We start from the raw sequence: 14,250 nt of genomic DNA on the forward strand, positions 1-14,250 counted from the left end.
CCAATAACTATGGAAAAGAAAAAAAGCACAGCGAACAAGGGACAATTGAAAGTCCTTTTTTTTGGCTTTATCTCACTTTTGGCATTTGGTTGCGACCAAAAACCAATTGAGGAAACTGCAGAAAGTACTCAAAAAACAAACATTATTTTCATCCTAGCAGATGATTTGGGATATGGGGATCTAGGCTTTTTAGGTCAGCAGTATATAGAAACTCCCAATATTGATAAACTGGCAAAGCAAGGAATGTTCTTTTCCAATTTTTACTCGGGTTCCACCGTATGTGCACCATCACGCTCATCTTTTTTGACGGGGCTGCACACGGGCCATACGCCAATTAGAGGAAATTCAGAGGTGCAGCCGGAAGGGCAACTGCCTATGCCTGATTCAGTGATGACAGTGGGCAAAGCTTTGCAGCAAGCAGGTTATGTGACAGGAGCATTTGGGAAATGGGGTTTAGGGTTTATTGGAACTTCAGGTGAGCCTGTTAATCAGGGGTTTAATGAGTTTTTTGGATACAATTGCCAACGCTATGCCCATCGTTATTACCCGGATTATTTATGGCACAATGATCAAAAAGTTGATTTGCCAGGAAATGATTGGACTAAGACTGAAGACTATGCCCCAGATTTGATACAGGAAAAGACACTGGCTTTTATTGATGACAATAAAGACAAGCCATTTTTCTTATTCATGCCGATCGTGACTCCTCATGCTGAATTGGCAGCTCCGGACGATGAGATTATGGCAAAGTACAAAGCCAAGTTTCCGGATGAAAAACCTTTTATAGGTGGAAAAGGAGCCGATTATGGACCAGATATGAGAATTCCGGGTTACCAATCCCAACCGTACCCGCATGCTACTTTTGCCGCGATGGTAGAGAGAATCGATAGATATGTTGGTGAAGTCTTGGATAAACTGGAAGAAAATGGACTTGCTGAGAATACATTGATCATATTTTCCTCAGACAATGGAGCACACCGGGAAGGAGGGGCAGATCCTGAGTTTTTTGATAGCAATGGACCTTTTAGAGGTTTTAAAAGAGACTTGTATGAAGGTGGTGTGAGAGCACCGATGATCGCTTGGTGGCCAGGTAAAATCAAAGCTGGAACTACCTCCGATCATGTGGCAGCATTTTGGGATTTGTTACCGACTTTCTCTGAAGTTGCCGGAAATAAGATTTCAGAATCTATTGATGGGATTTCTTTTGTGCCGGCTATGTTGGGTCATGATGATCAGCAAGCAAAGCATGAATATTTGTATTGGGAATTTCATGAGCAGGGCGGAAAGCAAGCAATTCGTCAAGGGAATTGGAAAGCGGTTAAGTTGGATGTTTTCAATAGTGAGACACCAACACTTGAATTATATGACCTGAGCCAAGATCCTGGAGAAACCACTAACCTTGCTGCTTCCAATCCAGAGAAGATGGCTGAAATGGAAAAATTGATGGAAACATCGCATCTCGAAAACCCTATTTTCAAATTTTACAGAAGCGAAAAGGAAGCCGCTGAAAAGTGAGGAATTATTCTTGGCTCCATCCAGTTGTAAAAATGTGTTAGGAAGCCAAATTTGGTAAGAAAGAAGTGGCTGATTTTCAGGAAATGGAAAACATGATTTTTCTCATTTTAGCCTGAAAAAGCCCCTTTTTTTGACCAATGGTGTTATTCTAAAATCAAAAAATTAGAATATTGCCTTACCTTTATTGCCCCTGTTTAATCCATCGAAATAGATTCTTTGATATGTCAAGTACAAATCAGATAAACCCAATTTCAGCATTCATCCTTTCAGTTTTAAGCGAAAAATCGGAAGAGAAATCCACAGTCTGGTTGGCTCAGAAACGGGAAAAGATTCTCATTTCAGGCAAGGAAATGGATTTCTTTATGGCATTTAGCCAAGCTTCCAGGTATTTCAAAAAGAATCCTTTGAACCTCACCGAGGATCAGATAAACGAGATCCAGTCATTATCCCCTGGATTGAGAATAGATTTATGGGATCAACTGCAGTTGGCAAGAGTTTATTTGCTGCTTCAGTATCCTGCCGCAGATGCTGCCTCCTGGAAAAACACCCTTCAGAAACTGTTTGAAACAGGGGACATGTATGAAATTGAAGCTTTGTATGCTGCCTTACCGATCATGCCATATGCTGAGGAGATGGTAGCAAGAGCCAGAGAAGGATTGAGAACAAATATCACTTCGGTTTTTGATGCAGTGGCATTGAACAATCCTTATCCTGCTACCTATTTTGATGAGAGTGCCTGGAATCAGATGGTCGTGAAAGCTATTTTTATGCAAAGACCACTTTTCAAAATCCAGAACGCAGAGCAGAGAGCAAATCAGGAATTGGCAGATATTATCATTGATTTTGCACATGAACGATGGTCTGCAGGAAGGGATGTCATCCCGGAATTGTGGAGGTTTGTCGGCCCTTTTATTTCTGAAAAAAACCTGAAGGATATCAAAAAGGTTGTTTCCTCAGAAAACAAATTGGAAAGGAAAGCTGCTTTGCTTGCTTGTAGCATGAGCGATTTTTCTGAGGCAAAAGACTTGATAAACGAATACCCAGAAATTAAAAAAGATATAGATTCAGGTCATTTAACCTGGGAGTTGATCGGACAAGAAACCCTCGAAAAAGCTCTCAGCTAAAATTTACAGAATCGAAAATAATTAGAATCCCCAAATTCACCTCTTATGGAAATGTATATAGATCCACATATTCACGTTACTTCTAGAACCACAGATGATTACGAAGCGATGCGAAAAGCGGGTATCGTTGCGATTATTGAGCCTGCATTTTGGCTTGGCCAACCCCGAACAGAAGCTGCAAGTTTCAAGGATTATTTCAGCAGCTTGGTAGGTTGGGAGCGATTCAGAGCAAAGCAATTCGGGATTGTACATTATTGCACTATTGGATTGAATTCTAAAGAGGCAAATAATGAACCTTTGGCAGAGCAAGTGATGGAATTACTTCCACTCTATGCAGGAAAGCAGGGAGTTGTGGCGATCGGTGAGATTGGTTATGATGATCAGACAGCTGCTGAGGATAAGTTTTACAGATTGCAATTGGAATTGGCAAAAGACATGGATCTGCCAGTGATGATTCATACGCCACATAGAGATAAGAAAAAAGGCACCACTAAAAGTATGGATGTGAGTGAAGAACACGGGCTTGCTCCAAATATGGTGATTGTCGACCATAACAATGAAGAGACTGTCAAAGAAGTCTTGGATAGAGGTTATTGGGCAGCATTTACGATCTATCCGCATACCAAAATGGGTAGCGAGCGAATGGTAGAAATCGTCAAGCAATATGGTCCAGAGAGAATCATTGTGGATTCAGCCGCTGACTGGGGGATTTCTGATCCTTTAGCTGTACCAAAGACTGCTGCTTTGATGAGAAAAATGGGCATTCCTGAAGAGCATATCAGAATGACTTGTTATCAAAATGCTTTGGCTGCTTATGCACAAAGTGGCCAAATGGATGAAATGGATTGGTTGAAAGCAGAGCCTATCGATCAGACCAAGAAAATGTCAGGAAATTCAGTGTTGAGAGGAGGGCAAGTTCCGCGTGTGGAAGGTCCAAGTGATCGAGTGGAGAATTAATAGATGCGTCAATCCAAGATATTTGCCCATTTGCAGCTGACCAGACCGGCAAATGTAGTCACTGCAATTGCTGATATTTTAGCCGGTTTTGCGATTGCTGGAATAGGGATTTATTTGACCTCCTTTTCCAATCAGGATGCATATTTAATTGATCTTGCCTGGCTGGTTTTGGCCACAATTGGATTGTATGCTGGAGGAGTCGCATTCAACGATGTTTTTGATGCAGATCTGGATTCTGTGGAGAGGCCAGAAAGACCGATTCCCAGTGGAAGAGCTACAGTAAAAAGTGCGGCAATCATGGCTTTTTTACTGCTTTTGATGGGAGTCATTGCTGCTTATCAGGTTTCCATGACTTCAGCTTTAATTGCTTTTGCAGTAGCTCTATGTGCTGTAATTTATGATTACTGGGGAAAACATCAGAATTTTTTAGGTCCCATCAATATGGGCTTGTGCCGAGCCGGCAATTTATTGCTTGGAGTAAGTGTTGTTCCCGATCTAGTTGAAAAATTTGCTTTTATGGGCTTGATCCCATTGGTTTTTGTGGCAGCAATCACCATGATCAGTAGTGGAGAAGTACATGGAAAAAATAAAAAGGCCCTTTACGGTGGTTTGGGAATGTATCTCATCATCATTGCCGCTATTGTCATTTTAGCCTTTACAATAGGAGGAAAACCTCTGGAAGTAATTCCATTTGTAGCTTTATTCGCCTACATGATATTCCCTCCATTGGTCAAAGCCATTCAAAAGCAAGAACCCAAATTGATAGGAAAAGCCGTAAAAGCAGCTGTTATTTCCCTGATTATATTAAATGCCTCACTGTCTGCTGCCTTTGCAGGATGGCTGTATGGCGTCCTTGTGTTAATCTTGTTGCCAATTTCTCTTTGGCTTGCCAGAAAATTTGCTGTTACCTGAAATTTTCCAATTAGGAAAACTATAAATTGCACGCTGAAAAGAACCTTTTGCCCCTGTTTTAGATTGAGTAATTGATGAAAAGAGTTATCGAACAATCATTTTCTGTACCCTATACCTATCCGGTAATATTCTCTGAAAATATATTTGACGCGGCAGAAGAAAGCTTGGCCAAGTTGCTGGATAATGGCAAAGGAGGTAAAGCATATTTTGTTGTAGACAGTGGCGTGGCTGATACTCATCCCGAGCTGATCGATCAGATAAAAACTTATGCAGCTGCACATGCTTCCAAGTTCAAGCTTTGTGCAGAACCATTGATTGTGCCAGGCGGAGAAGCTTCCAAAAATGATCCTCAATTCTATGAGAAAGTTGTAGAAGCGACCCATTTATATGGGATCGATAGACACTCTTACATCGTAGCAATCGGTGGAGGAGCTGTATTGGATATGGTTGGCTTTGCAGCAGCTGTTTCCCATAGAGGAATCAGACTAGTGAGAATTCCTACCACGGTTCTTTCTCAAAATGACTCTGCTGTAGGTGTGAAAAATGGAATTAATTCTTTTGGTAAGAAAAATTACCTAGGCACGTTTGCTCCACCCTATGCAGTATTGAATGATTTTAATTTTCTTCTGACTTTGGATGATCGCGATTGGAGATCCGGAATTTCAGAAGCTATAAAAGTTGCCTTGATTAAAGATCTGGATTTCTTCGAATGGATCGAAGCAAATGCCAGTGCTTTGGCAGCAAGGGAAATGGCGCCCATGCAAGAGTTGATTGTCAGATGTGCACAGATGCATTTGGACCATATTGCAGGAAGAGATCCTTTTGAGATGGGTTCTTCTCGACCACTGGATTTTGGTCATTGGGCAGCACATAAAATGGAACATCTTAGCAAGTATCAAATCCGACATGGCGAGGCTGTTGCGATGGGGATTGCGCTGGATTCCACTTACTCATTCCTAAAAGGCATGATTACAGAATCGGAACTAGATCGCATTATTTCTGTCATAGCGTCTTTAGGATTCCAATTATACCATGAAGTATTGTCTGGAGAAATGCTCTTTAAGGGATTAGAAGAGTTTCGCGAGCATTTGGGCGGACAATTGACTATTATGCTTTTGACTAAATTGGGAGTAGGCCAGGAAGTTCATGAGATGGATCAAACGCTAATCCTTGCGGCGGTGGAAAAATTAAAAGCTTTCCAAGCAGATCGGTTGATTGCCAATTGATTTAGCCCTTTATTCCTAAAAATTTATTCTTGATTATGTTAATAGAAGGAAAACACCTGTCTTATTGTACCAATATTCACCCGGGAGAAAGCTGGAAGGAAACCTTCGAAAACCTCAAAAAATACATTCCCCAAATCAAATCCGACTTAGCTCCAGATCAGGCTTTCGGAATTGGATTAAGACTTTCTAATGAAGCTAGCCTTGTTCTAGCTCAGCCAGAAGAGCTTACGGCTTTTAAAAGCTGGTTGAAAGAGCAAAATGCCTATGTTTTTACCATGAATGGTTTCCCTTACGGGGGCTTTCATGGGCAGGTAGTCAAAGATGATGTTCATACACCCGACTGGACAACCAAAGAAAGAAGAGATTACACCATTAGACTTTTTGAAATACTTGCGGAATTGCTTCCTGATCAAATAGAAGGAGGGATTTCTACCTCTCCTTTGTCTTATAGATTTTGGTTTTCTGCCCAGAATGAATTGGATCGAGCGATTACCAAATCCACTACTCACCTTGTTCAGGTAGTGGCTAAATTGATTGAGATCAAGCAAAAAACCGGTAAAACCCTGCATTTGGACATTGAACCGGAACCAGATGGGATTCTAGAAAATACAGCAGAAATGTTGGCTTTTTTCAAAGACTGGTTGCTTCCGATGGGAACCAGAGATTTGATGGATACGCTTCAAATGAGCAAGGAGGATGCAGAAAAGGCAATCAAAGAACATATCAGGCTTTGTTATGATGTTTGCCATTTTGCCTTGGTTTATGAGAAACCTAAAGATGTTTTTCAAGCTATGGATGCGGCAGGTATTAAAATCGGAAAGATCCAGATTTCGGCAGCATTGAAATTGAAATTACCCAAGGGTTTGGAAGAACGGAATGCAATCAAAGATACGCTACTTCCTTTTGCGGAGTCTACATACCTTCATCAGGTAATCGGAAGAAATTCCGAAGGTCAACTCGAATCATTCCGAGATTTGGATCAGGCTTTGAAACAATTGGAAAGCACAGAACTGGAAGAATGGAGAATCCATTTCCACGTTCCGGTATTCTTGTCTGATTATGGGAAAGTTGCTTCGACTCAGTCTGATATTTTGGAGGTACTAACCTATCTCAAAACCAATCAGGTTACCGATCACTTGGAAGTAGAAACATATACTTGGGATGTCCTTCCAGAAGGGATGACTATGGATATTCAAAGTTCCATTATTCGTGAGCTTTCTTGGGTTACTGAAAACATGAAGCAATCATGAAAAAAACCGTTGTCATTGATGTGGTGGCATTGTCTCAGCGATTGATCGGTGAGCATACACCCTTTTTGAAAAAATGGACTTCAAAAACCCATCAGGCTACAATCAATCCTGTTTTACCTGCTGTTACTACATCGGCTCAAACGACATATTTGACTGGGAAGTGGCCAACTGATCATGGAATCGTAGGAAATGGTTGGTACTTCGAGGATGAGTGTGAAATCAAATTCTGGAGACAATCCAATAAGCTGGTTCAGGCTAAAAACATCTGGGATCTTGCCAAAGAGAGAAATCCAGATTTCACCGTATCCAATATGTTTTGGTGGTACAACATGTATTCCACTGCAGATTTTCAGGTTACTCCTAGGCCACTTTATCCATCTGATGGAAGGAAGTTGCCGGACTGTCATACGCATCCTATGGAAATGCGTGACAGACTTCAGCAGGAGCTTGGTCAGTTTCCATTGTTTTCTTTTTGGGGACCAAATACAAGTATAAAATCCACTCAATGGATCGCTGATGCTTCAAAGAAAGTCGATGAATGGAAGAATCCGACTTTGACTTTTATCTATCTTCCTCACCTTGATTATGGACTTCAAAAATATGGGATTGATTTTTCTAAAATCTCTAAAGATTTGAATGAAATCGATGCGGTTTGTGAGGATCTGATTACCTATTATGAAAAGAAAGGAGCAGAAGTGATTTTGCTTTCTGAATATGGAATTACATCGGTGAATAATCCGGTGCATTTGAACCGTATTTTTAGAAATGCGGGTCTGATTCAAGTGAAGAATGAATTGGGGCTTGAAACATTGGACGCAGGCACTAGCCGAGCTTTTGCAGTAGTTGATCATCAATTGGCTCACATACATGTAAAGGATAAAAGTGATCTGCCATTGGTAAGGAAATTACTGGAAGAGACGCCCGGAGTTGAGCTAATTCTAGACGAGGAAGGAAAAAAGCAATATCATTTAGATCATGATCGCTCCGGGGATTTGGTCGTTGTGGCAGACAAAGATTCTTGGTTTACCTATTATTTCTGGTTGGATGATGCAAAAGCGCCAGATTATGCAAGATGTGTTGCGATCCACCAAAAGCCAGGATATGACCCTGTAGAGTTGTTTCTAAATCCTTCGATAAAACTACCATTGGTTAAAGTTGGTCTAAAGGTTCTTAAAAAGAAATTGGGCTTCCGTTACTTGATGGATGTTATTCCACTGGATGCTAACTTGGTAAAAGGAGCGCATGGAAGAATCCCAGAAGACCGCCTAGATCATCCAGTTTTCTATTCAGGGGATAAAAGTTTGACTTCAGAAAGTCAAATAGATCCAACAGCAATTCAAAGCCTGATTCTTAAAAAAGTATTTGGTTAATCATCTTCCGATTCAATCTAGCAATTTCCGAAAATCAATTTTTGCCCAAGAAAAAAGCCATCCCCTAACAGAGGATGGCTTTTTTATGGTTATAAGGTTGGTTATTATTTTGAATTGAAAGTAATACCAGAGATAATAAAGGTTCCGGCACCACCGTCATTTTTAGGCTTTGTAATCACAAACAACTTATGGAGTTTACCATCCGCGTTTCCAGTAACTGGAATCGTAAAAGGTCCAAAATTTGGAGCTCCTTCTGGTCCGCTTGATGGTTTCTGAGCAAATGTTGTGGATCCAACCAATTCACCTGTTGGTGAATCTAGTCTAAGTTCGAAGTCATATTCGTCTCCTAAGCTTCCCATCGTTACCGCAATAGCTGTCACAGAACCAATACCTGTCAGATCAACATTATCAATTGAGAAAGAAGCTTCATTTTTAGGGACCATCACAAGGTTGTTTCCATCATAGCTCATGCTGCTATATCCACCAGCATAATCACCGGTATTAGCCATGTCAATGGTATTGCTTCTCAGCAATAGGGTTGTAGAACCAGTCAATGGTTTTACATTTTCTCCCCCCTGATCGGTGTAAGAAGCATTTAGCATCAAAACACCTGAAGAAGTCGGCGTTTTACCTGCAGTTGCATCCACTGTACCAGATGCAGGTAGAGATGGAGTAGTTACTTGATCCAAAGAAAGGATGTAAGCAACCAAAGCATTCAGTTCAGAATCTTTCAATTCAGGATTAGCAGGCATAGCGACTTCACCCCAAACTCCTCCGCCACCATTTTTGATTTTGTTTTTCAGGTAATCAATATCTCTTTGATTGTATTTCTTCGCTACGTCCACGTATGCAGGACCAACTGATGCTTCCTCCTCTTTGTGACAAGTTTTACAAGTCAAGGTCGTGAATAAGGATTTACCCATCATGGCTTCGGTCATTACTTTGTGACCCATGTTAGATTCGGCCTGATCCAAACCTTCGATATAGTCTGCAGAAACGTACAAAGTACTCATGTCAGTAGCTGCTTCAGGATTGTCTGCATCTTCTACAGAAACATTGTAGGCTACTTTTTTACCAGGGAAATAGAAGGACTGATTTCCATCAATTGAAATGCTAACGGTTGGAGCAATATTTCCAGAGTAAACACTTTCAATTCCACTGGTTCCAGTTAATCCATCAGGATCTTTAGCAGTTACTTTAACCTCATATTCTCCAATTGTATTGAAGGTATGGGTCAAAGAAGGAACATCCGTGGTTTTAGTCTCACCGTTTCCTAGATCCCATGAATAAGTCAAAGCATCGTTTTCAGGGTCAGAAGAACTTGCAGTAAATGTCACCGTCAATGGATTCGAGCCAGAGGTTTTATCTGCTGAAATATCAGTAACTACAGGAGCTCTATTTCCACCATTGAAATCAATTCTGAATAAACCAGAATCAGGATTCTTGGAAAACCAGCCATTTCCATACTCCAAAATGTAAATTCTGCCATCAGGACCCATTTCCATGTCTATCATGGCATTGAATTTTGTGCTTGGCATAAACGGCTCCATCTTATCGAAATCACCGTTTTCTTTCATTGTTACCACTTTGATCCAGCCTCTGATCCAATCATAGATAAAGATTTTTCCATCGAAATAATCAGGGAATTTGGTGTCTGCAGTATACATGTCAGAATAATACACAGGACCTGCCATGGCATTTCTACCACCTGATCCTACTTGTGGGAATTCCTTGGACTCGCCATAAGGATACCAGATAAATGCTGGAGCAAGTTCAGGAAGCTGGGTAATACCGGTGTTGTTTACAGAGGTGTTTTTCGGTCCTTTCGGATCAAATGCATCTCCAACCTCACCAGTCTCATAATTATATTCACGGTATGGATAGTTATTTCCTACAGCAAATGGCCATCCGAAGTTTCCAGCTTTTCTAGCTTGGTTTAATTCATCATATCCACGAGGTCCTCTTGTCTCCATGCTATCAGCTCTGGCATCAGGACCAACTTCACCCCAATACAAGAAACCATTTTTCTGATCAATGGATATTCTGTATGGGTTTCTATTTCCTTGTACATAAATTTCAGGTCTGGTTCCCTCAGTTCCAACAGGATATAAGTTGCCTTCCGGAATGTCATAAGAACCGTCTTCATTTACTTTGATTCTAAGGATTTTACCTCTTAGGTCATTTGCATTACCTGAAGATCTTCTTGCATCGTATTGCTCGTAGCCTGATCTCTGATCCAATGGAGCATAACCATTGTTTTTGTATGGGGAATCAAACTGGTTGAAAGGAGTAGAGTTGTCACCTAATGAAAGGTACAAGTTTCCATCTTTGTCAAAAGCAATGGAACCTCCAGTATGGCAGCAAATGTCTCTATCGGAATGAACGTCCAAAATGACTACTTCAGAACCCATGTCCCAAGTATCATTCTTAAAAGTAAATCTTGAAAGTCTGTTGATTTCCTCATCACCTGCAGGCGCGTAGTAAACAAACACGTATCCATTTTCTGCATAATTCGGATCTTTTTGGATACCCATCAAACCCTCTTCTGCATTTACGCCTTTTACTTCAGTTTTCCAGTAAACATCCAATTTAGCAACCTCTTTCAACTCCTCAGTTTCGTTGTCAAAGAATAGGATTTCACCTCTTCTTTGTGCCACAAGGATATCCAGATTTGGAAGAATTGTCATTTCTGTAGGCTCGGTGAAAGCAGCATATGCCAAAGGAGTTTTGGTAAATCTGTTTTCTTCCGGTACGCGCTTGCTTTTTGCTTTTGAATAATCCAGTTCTAGATTATCACCAATTGCATATTTAATACCTTCTAAAAGGTGTTTTAAGTAAAGCTCTTCAGTATAAGATTCATTGGTATGTCCTCCACCTGTATAAAAGGCTCTTCCTCCATCATAGTCATGATACCAAGCGATTGGATGCTCACCCATGTCAAAACCACCCTTGTAGGAGTTTTCATCAAGTTCTAAAAGCACATTTACATCAGGGTTCATGTTTTTGTAGCTGTACCATTCATCTGTTCTAGCCCATGGACTTGGTAAAAATGAAGTAGCTGGATTGTTCTTATCCACTACAGTGATTTCTCCTGGCTGAACATTTGGGTTAGGATCATTTATGCCTGGGTGATCGGTGAAATAACCACCAACAAGGCGGCCATACCAGCCCCAATCATATTCTGTATCTGCAGCTGCATGGACTCCGACAAAGCCACCGCCAGATTGAATGTATCTTTCAAAATCAGCCTCTTGGTAATTGTCAAGGACATCGCCAGTGGTGCTCAAGAAAATTACAGCTGAATACTGAGCCAAATTCTCTTCGTTGATTTTGTCAGATTGTGTTGTTGTGTCAACTAGGAATCCGTTTTCGGATCCTAATTTTTGAATAGCTGCTATGCCATTCGGAATGGATTCATGGTGAAAACCTGCTGTTTTACTGAAGATAAGTACTTTTGGTTCTCCAGAGCGTTTGTTCTTACAGCTCCAGGTGCCTAAACTTACCAACACAGCTAATACTAGCAGGGTACGTAGGTTTTTCGGGAAATTCATATTATCAAATTTTCGGAAATTAGGGAATTATCGATAAAATCGACATCAAATAACCAAAATTCAACTGACAATACAGGAAGAAAGTTTAATTATTTCTTTTTGAAACAATAGATTTCTGATACTTCCCTAAAAAAACTTTGATCAATCCAATAAATGAGCACCTGCAGAGGGACTTACGGCTATGAATTCAGGTTCAATTTGAAAAGTATCCTGGTAGCTTTTGGATATAGTTTTTTTGAAATCATCCACAGAATCGGTTTTCAAAAGATTGATCGTACAGCCTCCAAATCCGCCTCCCATCATTCTAGATCCGAGTACATAAGGTTTTTTCCAAGCTTCTTCAGCTAAAAAATCCAACTCCTTGCAGCTGACTTCATAATCATCGCTCAAGCTAGTATGAGAAGCATTCATCAATTTTCCAAAACCCTCCAAATCTCCAGTCTTCAGGCAATTTCCGGCTTTGTGAACCCGGCCATCTTCCATAATCACATGTTTTGCTTTAGGAAAAAGTTCTGCCGGTAAAATTGCTTTCACTTGGTCCAATGCAGATTCTGGAATATCTCTTAAAGTTTTGATTCCCGGAAAAGCATCGGATAAGAGGCTAACACTTTCTTCAACAGCAGCTCTTCTTTTATTGTAGGCAGAATCCGCTAATTTATGTTTCACCTTGGTGTTTACTAGTAATAGACTGTATTCTCCAAAGGAAATTGGGATTTCCTGATGACTATTAGTTCGACAATCCAATAATAAGGCATGATTTGCTTTTCCGAAGGCCGAAGCATAAGGATCCATGATGCCACAATTCAAACCTTCAAAAAGCTGTTCTGATTTCTGGGCATAAAGTGCTAGCGATTTCTTTGGGATTTTAAAATCAAAGAGTCCAGAAAGAGCAGTTCCAATTCCTACTGAAAGTGCTGCGGAGGATGAAAGACCGGATCCGACTGGAATATTCCCTCCAAAAGCCATATCAAAACCAGTGACAGGATATCCTGCCTGTTTGAATTGGGATACCATTCCCATGATATAGTTTGCCCAATGCCCTTTCTTTGGAGAAAAGGATTGCAGGTCAAAAACAAAATCTTCCTGAAAATCTACAGAATGGATTCTGGTTGTGTTGGTTCCGTTTTTTTGAACCCCAACCCAAATACCTTGAGCCACTGCAGCTGGGAATACAAATCCCTCTTGGTAATCTGTATGCTCTCCAATTAGATTGATTCTTCCCGGGGCAAATGCTACCAAGGGATCTTGAGAGAAAATCTCAAGAAATGCTTTTGCGATGATTTCACGCATTATTTACTGACTTTTGTTGATTGTCTTGGGATAAGAGTAGTTTCCAAAACAATGGAAATTGGATCATCAGAGGCAATACCATCCAATTGATCAAGCAGGTGGCTAACTGCCAATTTTCCCATTTCATAACCGGGTTGGGAAACCGTCGTCAAAGGTGGTTCTACCACAGCAGCAGTAGGATTATTAGTGAAACCAGCCAAAGCGATGTCTTGTGGGATGCGAATTCCCTTGCTTTTCCAAAGCATTAAAACTTCTACAGCAATAGGATCTATCATACAGAAAACGCCATCTGGTCTGTTATCCATTTCAAGGATTTCCTCTCCAACAGCGATATTTCCTTCGGTAGTCAAGTCAGTAACCTTTACTAGACTTTCACTTTCAGGAATTCCAAATTCTTTTAGGGCTTTTAAATAACCCTCTTTTCGCTTTTTGCTGATATATAAATCTTCTGGGCCAGAAATGTACATAACTCGCTTGCAGCCCATCTCCAAGAGATGTTTAGTGACTTGATAAGCTCCACCAACATCATTAAAAGTAATTTTGGAAACAGGTATGTCCTCTTGCACTCGATCAAAAAGCACAAATGGAATCTCGCGATTGTATAATTCAAAGAGGTGTTCGTAATGATTGGTTTCTCTGCTCAATGAAATCAGTAAGGCATCCACCTGGCTAGCTACCAGAGTTTTGATGTTTGCGATTTCCAGTTCCAAATGCTCATTGGACTGGCATATCATCACATTGTATCCCCTAACATTGGCTTGATCTTGGATTCCTGAGATACAGGAAGCAAAGAAGTGAGAGGTAATTTCAGGCACGATCACCCCCAGCGTTTTGGTACGGCTGATACGAAGACTTTGCGCAAGAAGGTTTGGCTGGTAGTTCATTTCCTTAGCCATTTCCACGATCTTTCGCTTCGTTTCAGGGTGTAACTCTGGTGAGTCTTTTAAGGCCCTGGAAATGGTAGAAACTGATACGCCTAATTTCTTGGCGATTTCTTTCATCGTTACCTGATGCCCTTTTTTCATGGATGAAATTTTGGTTAACTACTATGCATA

Annotated in this window: 10 protein-coding genes; 7 read left to right on the forward strand and 3 right to left on the reverse strand. The window is 40.7% G+C overall.

The genetic code is table 11. The annotated features are described in order from the left end of the window. The first annotated feature begins 9 nt into the window (after positions 1-9). From J0A69_RS16470 to J0A69_RS16500, 7 genes are all read left to right on the forward strand, one after another. Entirely contained in the window at positions 10-1,515 is a 1,506-nt protein-coding gene (locus J0A69_RS16470; RefSeq protein WP_206587715.1) for an arylsulfatase, read from the forward strand. A gap of 221 nt (positions 1,516-1,736) precedes the next feature. Then, complete coding sequence (locus tag J0A69_RS16475) at positions 1,737-2,639, forward strand: EboA domain-containing protein (protein WP_206587716.1); 903 nt, start codon at positions 1,737-1,739, stop codon at positions 2,637-2,639. A 45-nt stretch (positions 2,640-2,684) separates the two neighbouring features. Continuing rightward, entirely contained in the window at positions 2,685-3,596 is a 912-nt protein-coding gene (locus J0A69_RS16480; protein WP_206587717.1) for a TatD family hydrolase, read from the forward strand. Between the two features lie 3 nt (positions 3,597-3,599). Next, a complete protein-coding gene (eboC, locus tag J0A69_RS16485; RefSeq protein ID WP_206587719.1) occupies positions 3,600-4,508 on the forward strand; it encodes a UbiA-like protein EboC in 909 nt (302 codons plus the stop codon). A 74-nt stretch (positions 4,509-4,582) separates the two neighbouring features. Continuing rightward, positions 4,583-5,734, forward strand: a complete 1,152-nt coding sequence (locus J0A69_RS16490; protein ID WP_206587720.1) for a 3-dehydroquinate synthase — start codon at positions 4,583-4,585, stop codon at positions 5,732-5,734. Positions 5,735-5,769: 35 nt separating this feature from the next. After that, complete coding sequence (gene eboE / locus J0A69_RS16495) at positions 5,770-6,984, forward strand: metabolite traffic protein EboE (RefSeq protein ID WP_206587721.1); 1,215 nt, start codon at positions 5,770-5,772, stop codon at positions 6,982-6,984. Then, positions 6,981-8,354, forward strand: coding sequence for an alkaline phosphatase family protein (locus J0A69_RS16500; protein WP_206587722.1), 1,374 nt, complete (start codon positions 6,981-6,983; stop codon positions 8,352-8,354). The genes eboE and J0A69_RS16500 overlap by 4 nt, the downstream gene beginning before the upstream one ends. Before the next feature lie 104 nt (positions 8,355-8,458). Here the strand turns inward: J0A69_RS16500 and J0A69_RS16505 are convergent, their stop codons facing one another. From J0A69_RS16505 to J0A69_RS16515, 3 genes are all read right to left on the reverse strand, one after another. Beyond that, positions 8,459-11,905, reverse strand: coding sequence for a ThuA domain-containing protein (locus J0A69_RS16505; RefSeq protein ID WP_206587723.1), 3,447 nt, complete (start codon positions 11,903-11,905; stop codon positions 8,459-8,461). Positions 11,906-12,046: 141 nt separating this feature from the next. Then, positions 12,047-13,195, reverse strand: a complete 1,149-nt coding sequence (gene galK / locus J0A69_RS16510; protein WP_206587724.1) for a galactokinase — start codon at positions 13,193-13,195, stop codon at positions 12,047-12,049. Next, on the reverse strand, positions 13,195-14,220 hold the full coding sequence (locus J0A69_RS16515) for a LacI family DNA-binding transcriptional regulator (protein ID WP_206587725.1): 1,026 nt from the start codon (positions 14,218-14,220) through the stop codon (positions 13,195-13,197). The genes galK and J0A69_RS16515 overlap by 1 nt, the downstream gene beginning before the upstream one ends. Positions 14,221-14,250 lie beyond the last annotated feature (30 nt).

The organism is Algoriphagus pacificus (assembly GCF_017254845.1).
GTDB classification, from domain to species: Bacteria; Bacteroidota; Bacteroidia; order Cytophagales; family Cyclobacteriaceae; genus Algoriphagus; species Algoriphagus pacificus.